The following is a 22,075-nucleotide window of genomic DNA, read 5'->3' on the forward strand; positions in this document are numbered from 1 at the left end:
GCAGATCTTTATAATGCCTGCCGAGTTTAGCCTGTCTGAGAGGATGTGATGAGACGCAGCAAAAATGAAGTGGCGCGCTGGAGAATGTTACGTCAGGTACACCGTCGTCGTTCTCGCTGGCTGGAAGGGCAGTCGCGTCGTTATAAGCGCATCCATACCATTCGTCATCAGGTGGCGCAGCAACATCGCCGCTCCATCCTGTTTATCTCGCAAATGGACTGATGGGTTTACGCGGCCATCATGCGCCGCGTAGCACCCGGATGACATTGACCATCTCTACTGCCGCTGCCAGCACAATTAACATCACAATGTGCTGACGAGCGTTGCGCCAACCTTGCTGACGCCATAGCCAAAGTGCTCTGCCGATGAGACCGAATGCTATCACCAGCAGTAAAACTGACAACCACATAGATTAGAAAACGCGTTTGAACGGTTTGACCGCGACTTTCTCATACACGCCTGCGGCAATGTAGGGATCATCCTTGGCCCATGATTCCGCGACTTCCAGCGAAGAGAATTCGGCGATGATCACGGAACCGCTGAAACCGGCCGGGCCTGGATCGTTGCTGTCAACTGCTGGCAGCGGACCCGCAGCAATCAGTCGACCTTCATCTTGCAACAGCTTCAAACGAGCAAGATGCGCGGGACGTACCGAGTTGCGTTTTTCCAGTGAATCAGCGGTATCTTCCGCATAAATGACGTAAAGCACGATGGGATACTCCCGTTAGACTTGCCGAAATTGCGTGACACGTTAAGTGATCGTTAATCAGAGTGCAAACGAAAGATAAATACGCTGTCATTCAGCGCAATCAGGGTTAAAAAAGACCTTTCTGCGGGGCGCTTGCACATCGCTTATTGAAACTGATTGCTATTTGCATTTAAAATCTGCGCTTCACTCAATGAACATGAATGATATGACCACGTTGACTACGCCTTTACCTTCACGTACCCCCATTGCTGTAATTTTATCCGTGGTACTTCACGGTTCGTTGATCGCTGGCATTCTCTATGCATCTTTTCATCAGGTGATTGAAGTTCCAAAAGCGTCCCAGCCTATCAGCGTTTCGCTGGTGGCTCCGGAAGTGCAACCCGAACCTGCGCCTGCTCAGGTCACGCCGCCGCCACCTGAACCTGAGCCGGAGCCTGAAGTGGCGCCAGAGCCGCCGAAGGTTGAGCCTGTACCGATTCCTAAGCCGGAGCCTAAGCCGAAGCCAAAACCTAAACCGAAGCCAAAGGTTGAAAAGAAGGTTGAGCCGAAACCGCGTCAGCAAGTGAAGCCGCAGGAAAATCCGTTTAAGCAGGAAGCGGCAACCACGCAGACGCGTCCAACAACCGCGCCCAAAGCCAATCCGACCGCAACGCCGAGCATTTCAGATGGTCCGAAAGCGATGAGCGTCAGCAAGCCTGCCTATCCGGCACGTGCGTTCGCGCTGCGTGTTGAGGGACGTGTGCGGGTGCAGTTTGACGTTGATAGCGACGGTCGTGTGGATAACGTCCAGATTTTGTCGGCAGAACCGCGCAACATGTTCGAGCGCGAAGTGAAGCAGGCGATGAAGAAGTGGCGTTATCAGCCAGGTCGTCCGGGCAAGAATCTCACCATGAACATCGTATTCCGCATCAATGGTGGCGCCAATATCGAATAAGCACTCGTGGCTGAGAGGCAATAAGAAAGCGGTCAGATGACCGCTTTTTTAATGTTACAGATCGCTTAAATTGCTTCTGCCGGGCGGCAACGGGCGAGATTGACCGGTATTGTCGACAGCGACGTAGACAAACACCGCTTCGGTTGCGCAGTAGGTCTGTCCAATCGGTTCGGACGACACTTTCTTTATCCACACTTCGACGTTTATGGTCATGGAACTGTTGCCGGTGCGGATGCAGCGTGCGTAGCAGCTCACCACATCGCCAACCGCCACCGGTTTAAGGAACGTCATTCCGTCCACGCGCACGGTGACGACACGTCCTTCGGCAATCTCTTTCGCCTTAATTGCGCCGCCCATGTCCATCTGCGACATCAACCAGCCACCAAATATATCTCCGTTAGCATTGGTATCCGCTGGCATGGCCAGGGTACGCAACACCATCTCGCCTTGCGGCGACTTATGTTTTTCGTCCATTGCTCAGTTCTTCTGCAGGTGAAGAGAAGCCCGACGCTGTCGGGCGGAGTGGCATTATTTTTGTTCTTGTTGCGGCATCTGTCGCCAGATATACACGCCGCTTAACAGAGTAAAGAGTAGGGTCAGGCCGGTCAGACCGAACACCTTAAAGTTAACCCAAAATTCCTGCGATAACCAAAACGCAACATAAATATTCGCTAAGCCGCAGGCGAGGAAGAAGATTGCCCAGGCAATGTTGAGATTGCGCCACACGCCTGAAGGCAGTTGTAACTCTTTACCCAGCATGGTTTGGATCAGCGGTTGCTTCATAAACCACTGGCTGTAGAGCAGCGCGACGGCAAACAGCGAATAGATCACCGTGACTTTCCATTTGATGAATTCATCGTTATGGAATACCAGCGTCAGCGTGCCGAATACCGCGACCAGCACAAAGGTAAAAATGGTCATCTTTTCCAGCTTGCGGTAGAGCACCCAACTGACGACCAGTGCCAGACCGGTGGCAACGATCAGTGCGCCAGAAGCAACAAAGATGTCGTACAGCTTGTAGAAGATGAAGAAAACCACCAGGGGAAGAAAATCGAGTAACTGCTTCATAGCGTTTCCAAGTAGGCAGGAGCGTACAGTTATGGCGCCCGGGTGAGCGCCATAACGATTAACGTAACAGCATATACAGCCGGTACAGGTAGATAATCAGCACTGCGGAGACCAGGTTACCCAGCGCGTTCAACACCACGGAGGCGATATTGGCGGGCAGCACGGTCAGCGATGAGAAGAAGAACATCAGCACAATTTTGGCCAGCAGCCACAGCACAATAGCCGGTGCGATAACCTTAATATTCTTCCAGGCGAGACGCATGCTGGCACGCATCGCGCCAATCACGCCGAGCTTCTCATTGGCGAGAATCACCGGTGCCAGTGAAAACAGGATCGCCAGAATCACGCCCGGTACCATCAGCACCATAAAGCCCAATTGAACCAGCAGGGTAATCAGGAAGGTCTGCAGCAGCAGCTTTGGCAGGATGGGCGCAGATGCACCAATAGCGCGCAGCGCGCTGACGCGTTGTCCGCCCGATACCATTGGGATTAGAAGCAGCATGCCACCCAGCAGCAGCGTGTTGCCAATCAACGCAGCGAACGTGCCTGCAGCGGAAGCGCGCAGCAAAATACGCTGCTGATCCGGAGACATATTTTGTACCAGCTCAAACAGCGACGATGCGCTGTCATTGGACTGGCTCAACAACGAGAGCTGGTCTTCACCTGGCGTTAACGCGTGGCCGACGATCACAGTAATGAACGAGGTCAGCAGCGCCAGCAGTAAAATAGTAACCAGCTGATGGCGCAAAAAATTTCCTGTGTCACGGTATAACGAGCTTGCCGTGATAGACATGTAAACTCCTTGAAAGAACCGGATTAATTAACCCGGCGATTGTACATGTTCTACTGGCGTGCTGGCACCCGCATTGGGATAACTTTCTGTCATAACAGGTAAAGAAGGGTGAAAAAGCGCAGGAAGACCGTAGCGAGCACGGGCGCGATCGCAAGCTTCGTTCTGTTCACCGTTCTCGCCGGACATCGAAAACTCCCGACATGGCGAAGGGCGCTGCTGATAAATACCGCAGGAGACGCAGCCGCCGACGTCGCCCTGCAGCGCAATACAGCGCGGCTGGCGTTGGTTGGTGCCGCGCATATTGCGCATAAACGGGGTTAACGGTTCGGTTAATTCAACGGGAACAGCACCGGCGCCATCATCGGCTTCGGCCCAGTAAAATGAGACACGGAAGTGCGCGCAGCATGCGCCACAGGTCACGCAAGGATTTAGTGAATCGCTCATCTGATCGCCCGCCACCTTTAAGGTATCGAACCAAAATCACACAGGGGAAAGTTAAAATAGTCACGGCGAAAAATTTTCGCAAGCGGACTTTTATTACGCGCTGTAAAGCCAAAATTGATCTGAATCAATTCATTGTTTTTTAAGTGATTAATTTAGATTGATGCAGATGATCTTTTACCAAAAAAGGGGTAAATGTTGTGCCGCATTCAACATTGTGACCCATCTTTATTTGGCAAAGGAGTGATTATGAAACTGGCAAAATGCGCACTGCTGATGGCGCTTGCAATTCCGCAACTGGCTCTGGCTCATGAAGCCGGTGATTTCTTTATGCGTGCAGGTAGCGCCACCGTTCGTCCGACCGAAGGCTCTGACAATGTGCTGGGTATGGGCGGCTTTAACGTTAGCAACGATACGCAGCTGGGCTTGACCTTCACCTATATGGTTACGGATAACATCGGCGTTGAGCTGCTGGCTGCAACCCCGTTCCGTCATAAGGTTGGACTGGGCGCCACCGGTAATCTGGCCACCGTTCGTCAGCTGCCGCCAACCTTAATGGCGCAGTACTATTTCTTTGATAGCAAAAGTAAAGTCCGCCCGTACGTTGGCGTCGGTATCAACTACACCACCTTTTACGATGCCAAATTCAACCAAACGGGTGAGGATGCCGGTTTAAGCGACCTGAGCGTCAAAGACTCGTGGGGCATGGCGGGCCAGGTTGGTCTGGATTATCAAATCAACCGCGACTGGATGCTGAACGCATCGCTGTGGTACATGGATATTGATACCGAAGTGAAATTTAAAGCTGGCGGTGAGCAGCAAAACATCAACACGCGTATCGATCCGTGGGTGTTCTTCTTTGGTGCGGGATATCGATTCTAATCGGCAACCAGAAATGAAGCGGGCGACCAGAAGGTCGCCCGTTGTGTTATTTGATCTGCATATTGTTAACCACAGATTTCACGCCCGCCACGCTACGGGTTACGGCCACCGCGCGATTTGCCATCTGCGGTGAGCTGACAAAACCGCTCAGCTGAACTTTACCCTTGAAGGTTTCAACGTTAATTTCGGTCGATTTCAGCGACTCGTCATTCAACAGCTGAGCCTTAACTTTGGTGGTTACCACGGTATCGTCGATGTAACCGCCAGTGCCTTCTTTGGTTGCTGTGGGTGCACACGCGCTAAGTGCCAGCGCCATTACCGCAGCCATCATAAATCCTGCAACGACTTTGAAAAATTTCATTGGTTATCTCCCTGTCTTAGATGATGTTTCGCCGCAATGGGGCGGCGCAATTAATTGTGGTCTGGAGATGCGAAATCAGCAAATCGGCGCGCGTGAAAAAGTCAGAAATAGGGAGTTTTTTACCACTTAATGATCCAATCGTAGTTTTCGCTGGGCATGAAAATCTGAGAGTAGACGGGAATTTGAGTTTGGGGATGTTTGTGGCAATAAAAAGGCCTTATCCGCACCTGCGAATAAGGCCCTGAAGATTTTAGCGGGTGGCTGCTTTCAGACTGCTCACAAAGGCTTTCAGCTCGCTGAGCAGCGTTGCCGGATCGTTCTGGTTACGCTCAATAATTTTCACAATTGCCGACCCGGAAATGGCACCCGCCGCACCGGCGGCGATGGCTTCTTTCACCTGGCCGGGTTCAGAGATACCAAAGCCCTGCAGCGGCGGCGCAGCGTTAAACTCACGCAGCTTTTCGATCAGGTGATGCAGCGGCAGGCTGGCACGATTTTCCGAACCGGTGACGCCTGCGCGTGACAGCAAATAGGTATAACCGCGACCGTGCGCAGCGATCTCACGCAGCAGTTCATCGTCAGCATTTGGTGGACAGATAAAGATCGGCGCCACATTGTGGCGCAGCGCAGCCTGACGGAAGGGCGCAGACTCTTCCAGCGGCACATCCGCAACCAGCACGGAATCGACGCCCACCGCTTCACACTGCGCATAAAAGTTGTCAATACCTTTGCTGAACACCAGATTGGCGTACATCAGCAAGCCAATCGGCAGCTCGGGATATTTCTGACGCACGGTCGCCAGAATTTCAAAGCACTGCGCCACGGTGGTGCCGGAAGCAAAGGCACGCAGCGTCGCGCCCTGTATGGTTGGGCCGTCGGCCAGCGGATCCGAGAACGGAATACCGAGCTCTAGCGCATCCGCACCGCCTTCCACCAGGGTATCGATAATTTTTAGCGACAGTTCAGGTGACGGATCGCCGAGAGTAACGAAGGGGACAAACGCGCCTTCTTGCTGCGCCGACAGACGTTGAAACAGCTGATTGTAACGTTCCATCAGATCTCTCCCTTGGCTTTCAAAATATCGTGAACGGTGAAGATGTCTTTATCGCCGCGACCAGAAAGGTTAACCACCAGCAGCTGCTCTTTTTCCGGATTTTCGCGGATCATTTTCAGTGCATGTGCCAGCGCGTGTGAGGATTCGAGCGCAGGAATAATCCCTTCAGCACGGCACAGCTCTTTAAAGGCGCTGAGCGCTTCGTCATCGGTGATCGAAACATATTCCGCGCGGCCGATACTGTTCAGATGCGCATGCTGAGGACCCACTGACGGGAAGTCCAGACCTGCAGAGATTGAGTAGGATTCTTCAATCTGCCCCTCTTCGGTCTGCATCATCGGCGCTTTCATACCGAAATAGATACCCACGCGACCGTGCTTGAGCGGCGCACCGTGTTCTCCGGTTTCGATCCCGTGACCGGCCGGCTCTACGCCGATCAGGCCAACACTTTCTTCTTCGATAAAATCAGCGAACATGCCGATAGCGTTCGAACCACCGCCCACGCAGGCTAACACCGCATCCGGCAGGCGACCTTCGCGCTCCAGAATCTGGGCTTTGGTCTCTTCACCAATCATGCGCTGGAATTCACGCACGATAGTCGGGAACGGATGCGGGCCAGCGGCGGTGCCGAGCATGTAGTGCGCGGTTTCATAGCTGCCAGACCAGTCGCGCAGCGCCTCGTTACAGGCATCTTTCAGCGTGGCTGAGCCGCTATGCACCGGAATCACTTCCGCGCCCATCAGACGCATACGGAATACGTTTGGCGACTGACGCTCAACGTCCTTGGCGCCCATGTAGATGCGGCACTTCATACCCAGCAGGGCACAGGCTAACGCTGACGCGACACCGTGCTGACCGGCGCCGGTTTCCGCGATGATCTCGTTTTTGCCCATGCGCTTAGCCAACAGCGCCTGACCCAGCACCTGGTTGGTTTTATGCGCACCACCGTGCAGCAAATCTTCACGCTTTAGATAAAGGCGGGTTTTGCTGCCTTTAGTCAGGTTGCTGCACAGCGTCAAAGCCGTTGGGCGTCCAGCGTAGTTTTTCAGCAGGTCAGTAAACTCGGCCTGAAACTCGGGATCGCGCTGCGCTTCAACAAACGCATTTTCCAACTGGCGCAAGGCTGGCATCAGGATTTGTGGTACGTACTGGCCGCCAAACTCGCCAAAATAGGGATTCAATAACGTGGTCATTTTTCATCTTCCTTATTCGGCCCGCACCATGGCGGGCAAGCGAAATTAATAGGCGCGCAGCGTGCGGAATACCGCCGCGACTTTGCTGGCATCTTTAATGCCTGGCGCAGATTCTACGCCGGAGTTGAAATCGAGGCCGGCACAGCCCAGCTGCGCGGCCTCTACGCAGTTGTCCGCGCTTAGGCCACCGGCCAGCAGCACATTGCTGAGATCCTGGCCTTGCAGCAGTGACCAATCGAAACGCTGGCCGGTGCCGCCCTGGCCATTATCAAACACGTAACGATCGACGTGCGGCCAGTCGCGCGCAGGTAACTGCTCTTTAATGCTCAGCGCTTTCCAGATTTTGGTGTCTGCTGGCAGCGCATGACGCAATTGTGCGACAAACGCTTGATCTTCATCGCCGTGCAGCTGCACTGCATAAAGTTTTAAACTTTCCGCTAGCGTGACAATGTCACTTGCCGCATTGTTGCGGAACACGCCAACATACTTCAGCGGGGCAGCCGCCTGCACAATCTGCGCCTGCTCGCGGCTGATTTTACGCGGTGAGCCTTCAGCGAAGATCAAGCCACCGTAAATGGCGCCGGCTTCCTGCGCTGCGCGTGCATCTTCGGCGCGGGTCAGGCCGCAGACTTTATTATCACCGAGCAATACGCGTCGCACGCCAGCGGTGAGATCGGCTTCTTCCATCAGCGCGGAGCCAATCAGGAAGCCGTTAGCGAAGTGGCTCAGCTCACGAACCTGCGCATAATTGTGAATGCCAGATTCGCTGATGACGGTGACGCCATGTCCGAGGCGCGGGGCTAACTGACGCGTGCGATTCAGGTCGATGGACAGGTCGCGCAGGTCGCGGTTATTAATGCCGACGACTTTGGCTTCCAGCGCAATCGCGCGTTCCATCTCTTCTTCATTACTGACTTCGGTCAGCACGCCCATTTTCAGGCTGTGCGCCACGGCGGCGAGCTGACGATATTGCTCATCATCCAGCACCGACAACATCAGCAAAATGGCGTCGGCCTGATAATGTCGTGCCAGATAGATCTGATACGGATCGATGATGAAGTCTTTGCACAACACCGGTTGCGTGATGGCGGCGCTAACAATCGGCAGGAACGCAAAATCGCCCTGGAAGTATTTCTCATCGGTTAACACCGACACCGCAGAAGCGTAATGACGATATACGCCAGCGATGGTGGCGGGATCGAAATCCTCGCGAATCAGCCCTTTGGAGGGCGATGCTTTTTTGCATTCCAGGATGAATACGGTGCGTGAGCCACGCAGTGCATCGTAAAAATGACGTTCCGCAGGCTGCAAATCGTTCTGGAAGGTGGCCAGCGGCTGCTGTGCTTTGCGTGCTTCAACCCAGACGGCTTTATCTTGTACGATTTTCTCTAAAACAGTGCCCTTAATACTCATCTCATCCTCTCGCTGCCAGAGCGACAACGCGCTCGTAGGCCTGTCCGCTGCGAATGGCAGCGATGGCGCGCTGTGCGTTGTCGCGCAAATCTTCATTTCCGAACACTTTCAGTAACATTGCGACGTTCACCGCCACCGCCTGCTCATGGGCGGGCTGGCCTTTACCCTGGAGTAAACGGGTCAGAATGTCACGGTTTTCTTCCGGCGTGCCGCCTGCCAACGCGTCTTTATCATGGAAGCCAAAACCGAAGTCTTCTGGCGTCAGCTGATAGCCAGTGATTTCGCCATCACGCAGCTCGGCGACCTGCGTTGGGCTATGCAGCGCCACTTCATCCATGCCACCGCCGTGAACCACAGCCGCACGTTGATAGCCGAGCACTTTTAGCGTTTGGGCGATTGGCAGTACCAGCTCCGGGCTATACACGCCAATCACCGCCAGCGGTGGACGCGCAGGGTTAATCAGCGGACCCAACACGTTAAAGATGGTACGGGTTTTCAACTGCTGACGTACCGGCATTGCGTGACGAAAACCGCTGTGATACTGCGGAGCAAACAGGAAGCAGACGTTGAGGTCGTCCAGCGCCTCACGTGCTTGTTCCGCAGGCATATCCAGATTGATGCCAAATGCCGCCAGCAGATCGGAAGAACCCGATTTGCTGGAGACGCTGCGATTACCGTGCTTTGCCACTTTCAGGCCGCAGGTTGCCGCAACAAAGGCGCTGGCGGTCGAGATGTTGATGCTGTTGCTGCCGTCACCGCCGGTACCGACGATATCGGCAAAGGTGTAATCCGGGCGCGGGAACGGTTTTGCATCGGCCAGCAGCGCGGAAGCGGCACCGGCGATCTCTTCCGGACGCTCGCCACGGACTTTCATGGCAATCAGCGCGGCGGCTAACTGCGTCGGCTCCAGCTGACCGGTAATAATAGCGCTAAATAGCTGGTGGCTTTCGCCCTGGCTCAGCGTCTCAGACTGATAAAGTTTTTCCAAAATAGTTTGCATCATAATCTCCCTATTACTTCGCCAGCGCCCAGGCCAACGTCTGTTCTAATAAGCGCGCGCCCTGAGTGGTGAGAATGGATTCGGGGTGGAACTGGAAGCCACACACCCGGTCGGCATCGTGGCGCACGGCCATCACCATGCCGTTGTAGCTGGCGTTAACGGTCAATTCGGCTGGCGTATTGCTACCGACCAGCGAGTGATAGCGCGCCACCGGCAGCGGATTGCTCAGGCCAGCGAACATGCCTTCGCCATCATGGGTAATAGAAGAGGCTTTGCCGTGCAGGATCTCGCCGGCCTGGCCGACATGGCCGCCGTAGGCTTCAACAATCGCCTGATGACCGAGACAGATGCCGATAATCGGCAGACGACCGCGCAGCGCTTGCAGCAAATCTGGCATGCATCCGGCATCTTTCGGCGCGCCCGGACCCGGCGACAGCATCAGAATCGGATTTTCCATCTGCTGCAGGCGTTCAATCAGCACCTCAGCGGGCACGTTGTTGCGGTAAATCACCACGTTATGGCCAAAGGTACGCAGCTGATCAACGAGGTTGTAAGTAAAAGAGTCGATGTTATCGAGCAGCAGGATATCGGCCATCAGAAAATCTCCTTGCAGTGATGGGCTGTTGCGATGGCACGCAATACCGCGCGCGCTTTATTGCGGCTCTCGTCCGCTTCTGCCTGAGGCTGGGAATCCAGCACCACGCCGGCACCGGCTTGCACGGTGGCTACGCCGTCTTCAACCCACGCGGAACGGATAACGATGCAGGTATCAAGATCGCCGTTAGCGGTGAAATAGCCGACTGCGCCGCCGTAGCTGCCGCGACGTGTGCCTTCTTTCCCGGCAATCAGTTGCATCGCACGCACTTTCGGTGCGCCGCTCAGCGTGCCCATGTTCATGCAGGCGCGGTAGGCGTGCAGCACGTCGAGATCTGCGCGTAGCGTGCCGACCACGCGTGACACCAGATGCATCACGAATGAGTAGCGGTCAACTTTAGTCAGGTCTGCCACGTAACGGCTGCCCGGCACGCAGATACGCGCCAAATCGTTACGTGCTAAATCCACCAGCATCAGGTGCTCAGCCATCTCTTTATGGTCGGTGCGCATTTCCAGTTCGATGCGGCTGTCGAGATCGCGATCCAGCGAGCCATCGGCATGGCGGCCACGTGGACGCGTACCGGCAATCGGGTAGATCTCAATCTGACGCGACGTCGCGTCATATTTCAGTGAGCTTTCTGGCGAGGCACCAAACAGCGCGAAATCCTGATCCTGCATAAAGAACATGTAAGGACTTGGATTGCTGTTTTTCAACGTGTCGTAAGCGGCCAGTGGAGAAGGGCACGGCAGCGAGAAGCGACGTGAAGGGACAACCTGGAAGATTTCGCCAATGCGAATCGCTTCCTGCATCTCACGAACGACGCTGCAGTACTCTTCATCGCTCTGACTGGTGCTCAGCGTCATGTGCTCGACGCGCTGGACCGGCAATGCGGGCGCTGCTTGCGTCATCTGGCCGCGCAGTTGTTCGATGCGGCCTTGCAGACGCTGGAACTCGCTGGTCGATGGACAGAACAAGCTGGCCTGCAGGCGAGCAGTGCGCTGCTGGTGGTCGATCACCAGTAAGGTTTCGGCCAGATAGAAGCAGTAATCCGGGCAACGCTGTTCGTTGCGCAGTTGCGGCAGATCTTCGAAACCGGCCACTAAGTCATAAGCGAATAAGCCGCCAAGTAGCATCGCTTCACGCTCCTCTTCCGGGCTGTTCACCAGCTGCGGGATCAGGCGCAGCGCATCAAATACGGAAAGGGCCTTCAGGCGGGAATCTTCGTCCTGCATGCCTTGCGGCTGGGTGAAATGCAGCTCGCGGCCATCAGGGCGCACCTCGATACGCACCTCAGAGGGCAGCGCCTCGTCCAACAGCGGCAAGATGGCGCGACCATTTTCCGACAGCGCTTTGATGGTGACGATGTTGCCCAGCGCACTGACGCGCAGCGCGCTATCGACGATTAACAGGCTTTTCAGGTTTTGTTTGCTGTCGATATCTGCGGATTCAAGCAGCAGAGTTGCTGGACGTGCGCCGCATAACTGATGAAACACTGCGGCCGGATCTTCGCGGTAGGGCGCGGTACCGGTTATCAACTTCAATGTAGGTTTCGCAATAGCCATAATGGATTCTCTGAATTTCGCTCAAAAAAAAGCCCGCTCGGCGGCGGGCTTAGGTATCAATCTGCACTGCGGTTACGCAAATTGTGCACGACGACGTCGCCCGATAAAGGGATCTTCGCGCCACCAACCATTTAGATGCGTACCAAAAATAGTCATGATTAAATACCCGTTACGTGTGAACTTGTGTACTAGTTAACTGGTTCGGGCGAAAAATGTCAATACTCTTTTTCAGCCAGGGGCAAAATCGTTATCATGCCTGCCGGTTTATGTAGTTGCTGGAGTTATTTTGTCGGACATCGCTCGTTTTCCCCTTTACGATTTACACAGCCATACGCTGGCTTCTGACGGCTTATTGACGCCGACCGCGCTGGTGCAGCGCGCGGTTGAGATGAAAGTCGGTGTGCTGGCGATTACCGATCACGACACGGTGGCGGGCGTGGCAGAAGCGCAGGCGGCAGTGATGCAACAGGATCTACCGATCCGCGTGCTAGCCGGTTTAGAAGCATCAACCTTATGGGAAAATCACGAAATCCACATTGTGGGGCTGAATGTCGATTGCCAGCATCCCGCGCTGACTGAATTCCTTGCGCAGCAGTATCAGACACGCCTTGATCGTGCGCAGCAGATTGCCGAACGCCTCGAGCGCGCTCGCATTCCTGATGCGCTAGCCGGTGCGCAGCGACTGGCGCAGGGCGGCTTGATCACGCGTGGCCACTTTGCGCGTTATCTGGTGGAGATTGGCAAAGCCGACAATATGGCGCAGGTATTCAAGAATTATCTGGCGCGCGGGAAAACCGGCTACGTGCCGCCGCAATGGTGTACAATTAAACAAGCCATTGATGCTATTCATCATTCTGGCGGCTATGCCGTTTTGGCGCATCCCGGTCGTTATGGTTTGTCGGCTAAATGGTTAAAGCGGCTGATTGCGCATTTTGCCGACGTGGGTGGCGATGCCATGGAGGTCGCGCAGTGCCAGCAAGCGCCCAACGAGCGCACGCAGCTGGCAACCTATGCGCGTGACCATCAGTTAGTCGGGTCGCAGGGATCAGATTTCCACCAACCTTGTCCGTGGATAGAACTGGGACGCAAGTTATGGCTACCGGGCGGCGTGGAGCCGGTTTGGGAACGCTTCCCCGCATTGGCGCCCAGCAGTGCTGTTACAGACAGGTGATATGAGGTTTTTATGAGTCAATATTTTCACATTCATCCCGACAATCCGCAGCCGCGCCTGGTAAATCAGGCCGTTGATTATCTCAATAAAGGCAGCGTGATTGTTTATCCAACCGACTCTGGCTATGCGCTGGGGTGTCGTCTGGAAGAGAAAAATGCCATGGAACGCATTTGTCGCATTCGCCAGTTGGATGGCAATCACAACTTTACGCTGATGTGCCGCGATCTGTCGGAGCTGTCGACTTACGCGCAGGTGGATAACTCCGCGTTTCGCCTCCTGAAAAACAACACGCCGGGCAACTACACCTTCATTTTGAAGGCGACGAAAGAAGTGCCGCGCCGTCTGATGAATGACAAACGTAAAACCATCGGGCTACGCGTGCCGTCCAATCCGGTGGCGCTGGCGCTATTGGAGCGCCTCAACGAGCCGATGATGTCGACTTCGCTGATGTTGCCCGGCAATGATTTCACCGAGTCCGATCCGGAAGAGATTCAGTACAGCATTGGCAAGCTGGTGGATCTGATCATCGATGGCGGCACGCTGGGACAGCAGCCGACCACGGTGATCGATCTCACCAGCGATGCGCCGGTGGTGGTGCGCGAAGGTGTCGGTGACACGCGCCCGTTCCAGTAATCATGCATGGTCAGGCGTGGCTTTCTGCGTCTGACCAATATTGGATTCCAGCCAGGTTTTGAAATCCCCGTACGGAATATATAGCGAGACATCTTTTAAGATGACTTTCTTGCTGCGAACGTTAGATATTTCATGGCTGTAACCGACAATCACCCCGCCAATAGTTTGGTCCGCATTATATACCGCGCCGCCCGACATCCCTTGCACCACGCCAGCATTTGATGCCATTGCCATGCAGGGCTTTTTATTCCATTTATTGGTAATGGCGGTACGCGCTAAATTAACGCCGCTCGATTCCACCGGCATAGCGGAAATAAAGCTGTAACCGTACATTTTAATCGGTTCGCCAATAGCACCGTTGCGGAATTTCGCCAGCGTTTCTGGACTGTTTTTATGATAAATAATCGCGACGTCGCAATAAGGATGATAGGCCTTGACACGCTGCACGGCCGTTTTTGCCACGTGCGCCGCCGTCAGGCTGTATTCTGGCGTCAAAGGAATGGTTGTACCGAGAATGCCCAAACCCAGCACGGTCGGGATGCCTGTCACGCTCATATCAACGTGTTGCATCGCAGTACGACTGTACTCAGTGTGGCCCACGGAACAACCGCTCAGTGCCAGCGCAGCGAGCGCAGGCCAAAGCAGAGAGGTTTTCATGGCTGTGATCTTCTTTAAAGCATGTCCGTAAAATCCCTGGTGAAGACTTTCGACATGCAAATTAAATTCATTCCGTAAATGAATAAACGCGTCTAATCCCGCGCGCGCCGGTTTGTAATATCAGTGAAATTACACAGTGGTTCGTTAATGATTTGTAAGTTGAACGAATATAAATAGTAAATGAAAGCTATGTTATTATGACGACGCACTGGATTTCAGGCTTAAATTTTACACAGTTTTTTCTGCAGAACAATTCATCAAATTTAATATTAATCAAATAATACAAAAATACAGACTTAATCCAACCTGTAGTGCCAATAAACTATCAGTTTGCATTTATTACGGTAATGGGCCTTATTTAATGCTGTTAAATAGTTTTTTATGCTGTTTTATTGTTTTTACTTAGATTTAAAGTTTGTGATTATCCTTAAGCGTGGCGAGCAATAGCGGTTAAGCAGTCTTGCAAAGCGCTAATGTATCAGTTGTCTTAAGTTGATAACAGGCTCAGGCGGGAAAGGTTAGGGGCAAGTGATAATAATTCAGTCACTTGGCGTGGTTGCTGCGGATGCAAATAAGATCGATCTATCAGCCAGCTGAATGTTTATCGTCATGGTCTTAATGGCTACGTTTTTACCAGACCCTCTGTTATCGGCAGCAAAGGAAAAGGTGTTAACAAAACTTGCGTTAGTGTAAAATCGCGGGCCGTCTGAGATTGCAGCAGCGATGCAGAGCGGTAACAGATTCTGATATGGGAATTGGTAATCCCTGTATCGCACCTCTTCTTACCACGACGCCTGGGAAGGCGACAACGAGGCTCCATGAGCGAAAAATTACAGAAAGTATTAGCGCGCGCCGGTCACGGTTCGCGTCGCGAAATCGAAACCATGATTTCAGCCGGACGCGTCAGCGTTGACGGCAAACTGGCGACGCTTGGCGATCGCATCGAAAGTGATAAATCCCTGAAAATTCGTATCGATGGCCATCTGGTTTCCATCGCTGAGTCGGCGACCGAAGTGTGTCGCGTATTGGCGTACTACAAACCAGAAGGTGAACTCTGCACGCGTAACGATCCGGAAGGGCGTCCAACCGTATTTGATCGTCTGCCGCGTCTGCGTGGTTCACGCTGGATTGCCGTCGGTCGTCTGGATGTGAATACCTGCGGTTTGATGCTGTTCACCACCGATGGTGAACTGGCTAACCGTTTGATGCACCCAAGCCGTGAAGTGGAGCGTGAATATGCGGTTCGCGTGTTTGGCGAAGTGGATGACGATAAAATCCGTCAGCTGAGCAAAGGCGTGCAGCTGGAAGATGGCCCGGCATCGTTCAAAACCATTAAGTTTGCCGGCGGCGAAGGCATTAACCAATGGTACAACGTGACGCTGACCGAAGGTCGTAACCGCGAAGTGCGCCGTCTGTGGGAAGCGGTTGGCGTGCAGGTTAGCCGACTGATGCGTGTGCGTTACGGTGATATCCAGTTGCCAAAAGGGTTGCCACGCGGCGGCTGGATCGAGATGGAATTACCGGCAGTCAACTATCTGCGTACGTTAGTCAGTATGCCGGAAGAGACGGTAACGAAAGTGGCCGTTGAAAAGGATCGTCGTCGCACCAAGGCTAACCAAATTCGTCGTGCGGTAAAACGTCACGGTGTGGTGAGCAACAATCCGCGTCGGAATAACACTAAACGCGGTTCCTGATCCTAAGCCTGACGCCGTGCTCTGCGGCGTCAGCGTGTTACCAATCTATTCCTTGCTGTGCCTGAATTCCCGCATCAAACGCATGTTTCACCGGACGCATTTCCGTTACGGTATCTGCCAAATCCAGTAACGTACGATGACAGCCGCGACCGGTAATGATCACGCTTTGCTGAGCAGGGCGCTGTTGCAGCGCATCGACCAGCTCCGCTAAATCCAGATAATCCATGCTCACCATGTACGTGATTTCATCCAGGATCACCAGATCGACGCGGCTATCGGCCAACATACGACGCGCCTGCTGCCACACTAACTGGCAGGCGGCAGTGTCGGTCTCGCGGTTCTGCGTATCCCAGGTAAAACCGGTGGACATCACCTGAAATTCGACGCCGTGCTGTTCCAGCAAGTTACGTTCACCGTTGGGCCATTCGCCTTTAATGAACTGTACCGCCGCCACTTTTTTACCGTGTCCGCATGCGCGCAACGCAGTGCCAAAAGCCGCGGTGGTTTTCCCTTTGCCGTTACCGGTGAACACCATCAAGATGCCGCGCGTCTCGGTGGCGGCGGCGATTCGGGCATCAACTTGCTCTTTTAGTCGCTGCTGGCGTTGCTGATGGCGATCGTTCATGCGGTTGCCGGACCCGCTTTGCGTCCCGGCTGCGCATCAAAGCTGGTACCGGTTTTACGTCGGCTGTCATCGCCCATCAAATAGAGGTAGAGCGGCATCAAATCCGCGGGGGTTTTGAGTAAATTGGCATCCTCATCCGGGAAAGCGCTGGCGCGCATTTTGGTGCGCGTACCGCCAGGATTGATGCAGTTCACCCGCAAGTGACGGTTTTTATACTCGTCGGCCAGCACCTGCATCATACCTTCGGTGGCAAACTTCGAAACCGCATACGCGCCCCAGCCTGCACGGCCGGTACGGCCCACGCTGGACGTGGTAAACACCAGCGATCCGGCATCTGATTTCAGCAGCAGCGGCAGTAATGCCCGGGTTAAATAGAAGGTGGCATCAAGGTTAATCTGCATCACGTCACGCCAGATCTGTGGATCGAGCTCCTCCAACGGTACGATTTCGCCCAGAATGCCAGCGTTGTGCAGCACGCCATCCAGACGCGGCACCAGCGCAGTAACCTGGTCGGCTAACTGCTGGCAGCTTTCTGGCGTAGCTTCGGCCAAATCCAGTAATAAAGAAGCGGCTGGCTGCTTGTTTAACTGGTTAATGGCCTGCTCCGTTTTCTGCAGGGTGTCGGCGTTGCGGCCCAACAGGATGACGCGCGCGCCGTAGCGCGCATAGGTCAGCGCCGCTTCACGGCCGATGCCATCGGAAGCGCCGGTGACGAGGATGATGCGATTTTCCAGCAGATCGCTTTTCGGTTGATAATGCACAGCGATGTCCTTTGCTCGGGTCAGAAGGTTTTTGGCTTTATGCCTGAATTTGCCGCGCGGTGCAACGCTTGAGCCTCGCATTCTGTGCCGCCTGCGGGCATTTCAGGCGACGACAGCGCGTAAAGCGGGTAAACTTACAGCTGTTGTAATTTACTGTTTAATAAGGCGGCAGAATGGATTTTTTCTCCAGTTATGGATTATTTCTGGCTAAGGCCGTTACCGTGGTGGTGGCGATCGCAGCTATTGTTCTGATTGTGCTAAATGCCGCGCTGCGTAAACGTCACAGCAGCGGTCAGCTGCGTTTGACGCATCTCGATGATGATTATCGTGAGATGAAGGAAGATCTGCAGCTCGCCAAAATGAAGCCACAGGCGCAAAAAGTGTGGCTCAAGCAGCATAAGAAAGAAGAGAAGCAAAAGGCGAAAGCCGATAAACGCAATGCTAAAGCGGGCGTGAGCGAGACGCTGAAGCCCACGCTGTATGTGCTGGAGTTCAAAGGCAGCATGGACGCGAGTGAGGTCACCTCATTGCGTGAAGAGATCTCCGCGGTGCTGGCAGTTGCGGTGCCGGGCGATGAAGTGCTACTTCGCCTGGAAAGCCCCGGCGGCGTAGTACACGGCTACGGTTTGGCGGCTTCGCAGCTGCAACGCCTGCGCGATGCCGGTCTGCAATTGACGGCGGTGGTGGATAAAGTCGCTGCCAGCGGCGGTTACATGATGGCTTGCGTGGCGGATCGCATTGTGGCCGCACCGTTTTCTATTATTGGTTCAATTGGCGTGGTCGCGCAGATTCCCAACTTCAACCGCCTGTTAAAGCGCAACGATATTGACGTCGAGCTGCATACCGCCGGTCAGTACAAACGGACTTTGACGCTATTTGGTGAAAATACGGAAGAAGGGCGCGAGAAATTCCAGGAAGATCTCAATGAAACGCATCAGCTGTTTAAAGATTTTGTACAGCAGATGCGTCCGTCGCTTGATCTGAACAAAGTGGCGACCGGCGAGCATTGGTATGGCCGTCAGGCGCTGGATTTGGGTTTGATTGATGAAATCGGCACCAGCGATGCGTTGATTATCAAGCATATGGATCGCTTCACCGTGCTGGGCGTCCATTACGCACGTAAGCGTAAAATGATGGATCGCTTCACCAACAGCGCCAGTCTGGCGGCAGAGCGGTTGATTCTGAAAATATGGCAGCGCGGCGAGAAGCCGCTGTTGTAACCGAGCCCGGCAACTGCCGGGCTTTTTTATGCCAGATGATATTGAGAGGAGAGTTCGACCGCGAGGTGTTTAAACACGTTAAATACCGTGGTGGTTTTGGCGGTGGGCAAGCCTTCATCATCGAGAAAATAGGGACCGCGAAACACCAAAACATCACCTTGCTGAATCACATCATTGGCTTCTAATCCGACAAAATAATCGTCGTGCTGCGTGATTATCTGATTGGCTATTTCCAGTAACGCGTGGCGTGAAATAGCTTCCGTTGGCACTGACATTTTTCACCTCTTTTTTGACAGCCATTTTTCTCCTTCTATATTACTTGCGAGCTATCGCGTTCAGCAAATCAGCATGGCGTCGTAAAACTGACGCAAAATTAGGCAGAATGCTAATTAAGTTGCGTAACGGATTTTATCAGGTAGAGTGTGGGCGATTCAGCTTTCAGGGAGATCACACCCGGATGTGTGGTTCTGTCAGATGGAAAACTCGCTCCTAATCATAAAGTTGCAGAAGTCGACGCAATCTGACCTGAGATTATCCCTGCTGCCTTGAAATGCGAAATGCCGGCAGCAATATTGAACCCATTGGGTTTTGGGACCTCCAATTCTCTCCCGTTTATCAGGACGTTTCATTTAGGTAAAGGTACATATGGGTAAATCACTCGTAATCGTTGAGTCCCCGGCAAAGGCCAAAACAATCAATAAATACCTCGGTAATGACTACGTGGTGAAATCCAGTGTCGGTCATATCCGTGATTTGCCGACCAGCGGTTCAACTGCCCGTAAAAGTGCCGACGGGGAAAAAGCGAAACCTGGAAAAAAGGTTAAAAAGGATGAGAAAGCCGCACTCGTAAACCGCATGGGTGTGGATCCCTGGCATGGTTGGAAAGCGGATTATCAAATTCTGCCGGGCAAAGAAAAAGTTGTCGCTGAGCTGAAAAACCTGGCTGCCGATGCAGACCACATCTATCTCGCAACCGACCTTGACCGCGAAGGGGAAGCCATTGCCTGGCACCTGCGGGAAGTGATCGGTGGGGACGATAAGCGCTTTAGCCGCGTAGTATTTAACGAAATTACCAAGAATGCGATTCGTCAGGCGTTTGACAAGCCTGGCGAGCTTAATATTGAACGTGTCAACGCACAGCAAGCGCGCCGCTTTATGGATCGCGTGGTGGGTTACATGGTGTCGCCCCTGCTGTGGAAGAAAATTGCCCGCGGTCTGTCTGCCGGTCGCGTTCAGTCGGTTGCGGTGCGTCTGGTTGTTGAGCGCGAGCACGAAATCAAAGCTTTCGTGCCAGAAGAGTATTGGGAAATCGATGCTGATTTCGCCACGCCGAAAGGCGCCGATCTGGCCATGCAGGTGACGCATCAGAATGACAAAGCGTTCCGTCCGGTTAATCGTGAGCAAACTCACGCGGCGGTAGCGATTTTGCAGAAAGCGCGTTATGAAGTGCTGGATCGTGAAGACAAGCCAACCAGCAGCAAGCCTTCTGCACCTTTTATTACCTCAACGCTGCAACAGGCGGCGAGTACGCGTTTGGGCTTCGGCGTGAAGAAGACCATGATGATGGCGCAGCGTCTGTATGAAGCGGGCCACATCACCTATATGCGTACCGACTCCACCAACCTGAGCCAGGATGCCGTGGCGATGGCGCGCGGTTATGTTGAGAGCAGCTTTGGTAAAAAGTATCTGCCAGAAGCGCCGAATACCTATGCCAGCAAAGAGAACTCACAGGAAGCGCACGAAGCGATTCGTCCTTCTGACGTGAATATCGTGGCTGAGCAGCTGAAAGATATGGAAGCTGATGCGCAGAAACTCTATCAGCTGATTTGGCGCCAGTTTGTTGCCTGTCAGATGGTTCCGGCTCAGTACGACTCCACCACGCTGACCGTGGGCGCGGCTGAATTTAAATTGAAAGCCAAAGGCCGCACGCTGCGTTTCGATGGCTGGACGCGCGTGATGCCTGCGCTGCGTAAAAATGATGAAGATCTGACGCTGCCGCCGGTAGACGTTGGCGACATGCTGGATCTTAAAGAGCTGATGCCAAGCCAGCACTTCACCAAACCGCCGGCGCGCTTCAGTGAAGCATCCCTGGTGCGTGAGCTGGAAAAACGTGGCATTGGTCGTCCATCAACGTACGCCTCGATTATCTCCACCATTCAGGATCGTGGTTACGTGCGTGTTGAGAACCGCCGTTTCTACGCTGAAAAAATGGGTGAAATTGTTACCGACCGTCTGGAGTCTAATTTCCGCGAGCTGATGAACTATGACTTCACCGCGCGCATGGAAAATAGCCTCGATCAGGTGGCGAATAATGAAGCCGAATGGAAAGCGGTACTCGACTCCTTCTTCAGTGATTTCAGTCAGCAGCTAGATGATGCTGAGAAAGATCCGGAAGAGGGCGGCATGCAGCCGAACCAGATGGTGTTGACGTCAATTGATTGTCCAACCTGTAGCCGCCCTATGGGGATTCGCACCGCCAGTACCGGCGTGTTCCTGGGTTGCTCGGGTTATGCTTTGCCGCCGAAAGAGCGCTGCAAGCAGACCATCAACCTGATCCCGGAAAATGAAGTGCTCAACGTGCTGGAAGGCGATGATGCTGAAACCAATGCGTTGCGCGCTCGTCGTCGTTGCCAGAAGTGTGGCACCGCGATGGACAGCTATCTGATCGATAACCAGCGCAAGTTACACGTCTGCGGTAATAACCCAGAGTGCGACGGCTACGAGATTGAGCAGGGCGAATTCCGCATCAAGGGCTACGACGGTCCGATTGTTGAGTGCGAGAAGTGTGGTTCTGAAATGCATCTGAAAATGGGGCGTTTCGGTAAGTACATGGCGTGTACCAACGACGAGTGCAAAAACACCCGTAAGATTCTGCGTAACGGTGACGTCGCGCCGCCAAAAGAAGATCCGGTGCCGCTGCCAGAATTGCAGTGTGAAAAGTCGGATGCTTACTTTGTGTTGCGTGATGGTGCAGCGGGCGTGTTCCTTGCCGCTAATACCTTCCCGAAATCACGTGAAACGCGCGCGCCGCTGGTGGAAGAGCTGCAACGCTTTGCCGACCGCCTGCCAGAAAAGCTGAAATATCTGTCAGAAGCGCCAGCCGCCGATCCAGAAGGGAATAAGACGATGGTGCGTTTCAGTCGCAAGACCAAACAGCAATACGTCTCTTCCGAAAAGGATGGCAAAGCCACTGGCTGGTCAATGTTCTATGTTGACGGCAAATGGCAGGAAGCGAAAAAGTAATTCCCCGCAAGGCCAGCATTCGCTGGCCTTTCTCTTATCCTTATAGCTAATCGTTCTACATTCTTC

At 53.8% G+C, this 22,075-nt stretch carries 22 protein-coding genes, 1 pseudogene and 1 other annotated feature; of the genes and pseudogenes, 8 read left to right on the forward strand and 15 right to left on the reverse strand.

Annotated elements, in window-relative coordinates; genetic code table 11:
* Positions 1–48: 48 nt before the first annotated feature.
* On the forward strand, positions 49–222 hold the full coding sequence (locus MWH02_RS01035) for a YciY family protein (protein ID WP_137385893.1): 174 nt from the start codon (positions 49–51) through the stop codon (positions 220–222).
* Between the two features lie 190 nt (positions 223–412).
* Here MWH02_RS01035 and MWH02_RS01040 read toward each other — a convergent pair whose 3' ends face one another.
* Positions 413–709 (reverse strand): YciI family protein, encoded by a 297-nt coding sequence (locus MWH02_RS01040; RefSeq protein ID WP_101764253.1) that lies wholly within the window; start codon positions 707–709, stop codon positions 413–415.
* A gap of 205 nt (positions 710–914) precedes the next feature.
* Between MWH02_RS01040 and tonB the strand changes: the two genes are divergently transcribed.
* A complete protein-coding gene (tonB, locus tag MWH02_RS01045; RefSeq protein ID WP_192411714.1) occupies positions 915–1,643 on the forward strand; it encodes a TonB system transport protein TonB in 729 nt (242 codons plus the stop codon).
* 54 nt (positions 1,644–1,697) lie between these two features.
* Here tonB and yciA read toward each other — a convergent pair whose 3' ends face one another.
* The 4 genes from yciA to MWH02_RS01065 are packed head-to-tail and all read right to left on the reverse strand — an operon-like array spanning position 1,698 to position 3,948.
* Complete coding sequence (gene yciA, locus MWH02_RS01050; protein ID WP_007892397.1) at positions 1,698–2,117, reverse strand: acyl-CoA thioester hydrolase YciA; 420 nt, start codon at positions 2,115–2,117, stop codon at positions 1,698–1,700.
* Between the two features lie 54 nt (positions 2,118–2,171).
* The gene (locus tag MWH02_RS01055; protein WP_008106564.1) at positions 2,172–2,711 is read right to left on the reverse strand and encodes a septation protein A; all 540 of its coding nucleotides are present in this window, start codon (positions 2,709–2,711) and stop codon (positions 2,172–2,174) included.
* Positions 2,712–2,769: 58 nt separating this feature from the next.
* A complete protein-coding gene (locus MWH02_RS01060) occupies positions 2,770–3,504 on the reverse strand; it encodes a YciC family protein (RefSeq protein WP_271459704.1) in 735 nt (244 codons plus the stop codon).
* 27 nt (positions 3,505–3,531) lie between these two features.
* Entirely contained in the window at positions 3,532–3,948 is a 417-nt protein-coding gene (locus MWH02_RS01065; RefSeq protein WP_101764256.1) for a YkgJ family cysteine cluster protein, read from the reverse strand.
* Positions 3,949–4,194: 246 nt separating this feature from the next.
* Between MWH02_RS01065 and ompW the strand changes: the two genes are divergently transcribed.
* Positions 4,195–4,827 (forward strand): outer membrane protein OmpW, encoded by a 633-nt coding sequence (gene ompW / locus MWH02_RS01070; RefSeq protein ID WP_271459705.1) that lies wholly within the window; start codon positions 4,195–4,197, stop codon positions 4,825–4,827.
* A gap of 46 nt (positions 4,828–4,873) precedes the next feature.
* On the opposite strand, the gene MWH02_RS01075 is transcribed toward ompW, so the two are convergent.
* The 6 genes and pseudogenes from MWH02_RS01075 to MWH02_RS01100 all read right to left on the reverse strand — a co-directional run bounded on the left by MWH02_RS01075 (position 4,874) and on the right by MWH02_RS01100 (position 12,005).
* Entirely contained in the window at positions 4,874–5,188 is a 315-nt protein-coding gene (locus MWH02_RS01075) for a BON domain-containing protein (protein ID WP_101764257.1), read from the reverse strand.
* A 250-nt stretch (positions 5,189–5,438) separates the two neighbouring features.
* On the reverse strand, positions 5,439–6,242 hold the full coding sequence (trpA, locus tag MWH02_RS01080; protein WP_101764258.1) for a tryptophan synthase subunit alpha: 804 nt from the start codon (positions 6,240–6,242) through the stop codon (positions 5,439–5,441).
* Positions 6,242–7,435, reverse strand: coding sequence for a tryptophan synthase subunit beta (trpB, locus tag MWH02_RS01085; protein ID WP_101764259.1), 1,194 nt, complete (start codon positions 7,433–7,435; stop codon positions 6,242–6,244). Before trpB ends, trpA begins: the two co-directional genes overlap by 1 nt.
* A 45-nt stretch (positions 7,436–7,480) precedes the next feature.
* Entirely contained in the window at positions 7,481–8,842 is a 1,362-nt protein-coding gene (trpCF, locus tag MWH02_RS01090) for a bifunctional indole-3-glycerol-phosphate synthase TrpC/phosphoribosylanthranilate isomerase TrpF (RefSeq protein WP_439652356.1), read from the reverse strand.
* Between the two features lie 7 nt (positions 8,843–8,849).
* A pseudogene (gene trpD / locus MWH02_RS01095) lies at positions 8,850–10,443 on the reverse strand (bifunctional anthranilate synthase glutamate amidotransferase component TrpG/anthranilate phosphoribosyltransferase TrpD).
* The gene (locus tag MWH02_RS01100; protein WP_271459707.1) at positions 10,443–12,005 is read right to left on the reverse strand and encodes an anthranilate synthase component 1; all 1,563 of its coding nucleotides are present in this window, start codon (positions 12,003–12,005) and stop codon (positions 10,443–10,445) included. The pseudogene trpD and the gene MWH02_RS01100 overlap by 1 nt, the downstream one beginning before the upstream one ends.
* A 23-nt stretch (positions 12,006–12,028) precedes the next feature.
* Positions 12,029–12,137, reverse strand: a sequence feature (Trp leader region).
* Positions 12,138–12,291: 154 nt separating this feature from the next.
* Between MWH02_RS01100 and rnm the strand changes: the two genes are divergently transcribed.
* Together rnm and MWH02_RS01110 are read left to right on the forward strand one after the other, a co-directional pair.
* On the forward strand, positions 12,292–13,176 hold the full coding sequence (rnm, locus tag MWH02_RS01105; RefSeq protein WP_271459708.1) for an RNase RNM: 885 nt from the start codon (positions 12,292–12,294) through the stop codon (positions 13,174–13,176).
* A 12-nt stretch (positions 13,177–13,188) separates the two neighbouring features.
* Positions 13,189–13,809 carry an L-threonylcarbamoyladenylate synthase gene (locus tag MWH02_RS01110; RefSeq protein ID WP_110866253.1) on the forward strand — a complete coding sequence of 207 codons (621 nt, stop codon included), beginning with the start codon at positions 13,189–13,191 and terminating at the stop codon, positions 13,807–13,809.
* Here the strand turns inward: MWH02_RS01110 and MWH02_RS01115 are convergent, their stop codons facing one another.
* Positions 13,810–14,466 (reverse strand): serine protease, encoded by a 657-nt coding sequence (locus tag MWH02_RS01115; protein ID WP_137385887.1) that lies wholly within the window; start codon positions 14,464–14,466, stop codon positions 13,810–13,812. It lies immediately after the preceding gene.
* A gap of 818 nt (positions 14,467–15,284) precedes the next feature.
* Here MWH02_RS01115 and rluB point away from each other — a divergent pair.
* Positions 15,285–16,160 (forward strand): 23S rRNA pseudouridine(2605) synthase RluB, encoded by an 876-nt coding sequence (rluB, locus tag MWH02_RS01120; protein WP_101764266.1) that lies wholly within the window; start codon positions 15,285–15,287, stop codon positions 16,158–16,160.
* A gap of 37 nt (positions 16,161–16,197) precedes the next feature.
* Here rluB and cobO read toward each other — a convergent pair whose 3' ends face one another.
* Together cobO and MWH02_RS01130 are read right to left on the reverse strand one after the other, a co-directional pair.
* Positions 16,198–16,785, reverse strand: a complete 588-nt coding sequence (gene cobO / locus MWH02_RS01125; protein WP_110866250.1) for a cob(I)yrinic acid a,c-diamide adenosyltransferase — start codon at positions 16,783–16,785, stop codon at positions 16,198–16,200.
* The gene (locus MWH02_RS01130) at positions 16,782–17,546 is read right to left on the reverse strand and encodes a YciK family oxidoreductase (protein WP_192234009.1); all 765 of its coding nucleotides are present in this window, start codon (positions 17,544–17,546) and stop codon (positions 16,782–16,784) included. The genes cobO and MWH02_RS01130 overlap by 4 nt, the downstream gene beginning before the upstream one ends.
* Positions 17,547–17,719: 173 nt before the next feature.
* On the opposite strand from MWH02_RS01130, the gene sohB reads away from it, so the two are divergent.
* Positions 17,720–18,766 carry a protease SohB gene (gene sohB, locus MWH02_RS01135; RefSeq protein ID WP_110866249.1) on the forward strand — a complete coding sequence of 349 codons (1,047 nt, stop codon included), beginning with the start codon at positions 17,720–17,722 and terminating at the stop codon, positions 18,764–18,766.
* 26 nt (positions 18,767–18,792) lie between these two features.
* Here sohB and MWH02_RS01140 read toward each other — a convergent pair whose 3' ends face one another.
* On the reverse strand, positions 18,793–19,041 hold the full coding sequence (locus MWH02_RS01140) for a DUF2498 family protein (RefSeq protein ID WP_101764269.1): 249 nt from the start codon (positions 19,039–19,041) through the stop codon (positions 18,793–18,795).
* A 370-nt stretch (positions 19,042–19,411) separates the two neighbouring features.
* On the opposite strand from MWH02_RS01140, the gene topA reads away from it, so the two are divergent.
* Positions 19,412–22,009, forward strand: coding sequence for a type I DNA topoisomerase (topA, locus tag MWH02_RS01145; protein WP_271459709.1), 2,598 nt, complete (start codon positions 19,412–19,414; stop codon positions 22,007–22,009).
* Positions 22,010–22,075 lie beyond the last annotated feature (66 nt).

It is taken from the genome of Pantoea leporis, assembly GCF_028048155.1.
Taxonomy (GTDB): Bacteria; Pseudomonadota; Gammaproteobacteria; order Enterobacterales; family Enterobacteriaceae; genus Pantoea; species Pantoea leporis.

Bases quoted from the DNA above. Each gene is read 5' to 3' on its own strand.
- MWH02_RS01035 (WP_137385893.1), top strand. From the start codon at position 49: ATGAGACGCAGCAAAAATGAAGTGGCGCGCTGGAGAATGTTACGTCAG.
- tonB (WP_192411714.1), top strand. From the start codon at position 915: ATGACCACGTTGACTACGCCTTTACCTTCACGTACCCCCATTGCTGTA.
- yciA (WP_007892397.1), bottom strand. From the start codon at position 2,117: ATGGACGAAAAACATAAGTCGCCGCAAGGCGAGATGGTGTTGCGTACC.
- MWH02_RS01055 (WP_008106564.1), bottom strand. From the start codon at position 2,711: ATGAAGCAGTTACTCGATTTTCTTCCCCTGGTGGTTTTCTTCATCTTC.
- MWH02_RS01060 (WP_271459704.1), bottom strand. From the start codon at position 3,504: ATGTCTATCACGGCAAGCTCGTTATACCGTGACACAGGAAATTTTTTG.
- MWH02_RS01065 (WP_101764256.1), bottom strand. From the start codon at position 3,948: ATGAGCGATTCACTAAATCCTTGCGTGACCTGTGGCGCATGCTGCGCG.
- ompW (WP_271459705.1), top strand. From the start codon at position 4,195: ATGAAACTGGCAAAATGCGCACTGCTGATGGCGCTTGCAATTCCGCAA.
- MWH02_RS01075 (WP_101764257.1), bottom strand. From the start codon at position 5,188: ATGAAATTTTTCAAAGTCGTTGCAGGATTTATGATGGCTGCGGTAATG.
- trpA (WP_101764258.1), bottom strand. From the start codon at position 6,242: ATGGAACGTTACAATCAGCTGTTTCAACGTCTGTCGGCGCAGCAAGAA.
- trpB (WP_101764259.1), bottom strand. From the start codon at position 7,435: ATGACCACGTTATTGAATCCCTATTTTGGCGAGTTTGGCGGCCAGTAC.
- MWH02_RS01100 (WP_271459707.1), bottom strand. From the start codon at position 12,005: ATGGCTATTGCGAAACCTACATTGAAGTTGATAACCGGTACCGCGCCC.
- MWH02_RS01110 (WP_110866253.1), top strand. From the start codon at position 13,189: ATGAGTCAATATTTTCACATTCATCCCGACAATCCGCAGCCGCGCCTG.
- MWH02_RS01115 (WP_137385887.1), bottom strand. From the start codon at position 14,466: ATGAAAACCTCTCTGCTTTGGCCTGCGCTCGCTGCGCTGGCACTGAGC.
- rluB (WP_101764266.1), top strand. From the start codon at position 15,285: ATGAGCGAAAAATTACAGAAAGTATTAGCGCGCGCCGGTCACGGTTCG.
- cobO (WP_110866250.1), bottom strand. From the start codon at position 16,785: ATGAACGATCGCCATCAGCAACGCCAGCAGCGACTAAAAGAGCAAGTT.
- sohB (WP_110866249.1), top strand. From the start codon at position 17,720: ATGGATTTTTTCTCCAGTTATGGATTATTTCTGGCTAAGGCCGTTACC.
- MWH02_RS01140 (WP_101764269.1), bottom strand. From the start codon at position 19,041: ATGTCAGTGCCAACGGAAGCTATTTCACGCCACGCGTTACTGGAAATA.
- topA (WP_271459709.1), top strand. From the start codon at position 19,412: ATGGGTAAATCACTCGTAATCGTTGAGTCCCCGGCAAAGGCCAAAACA.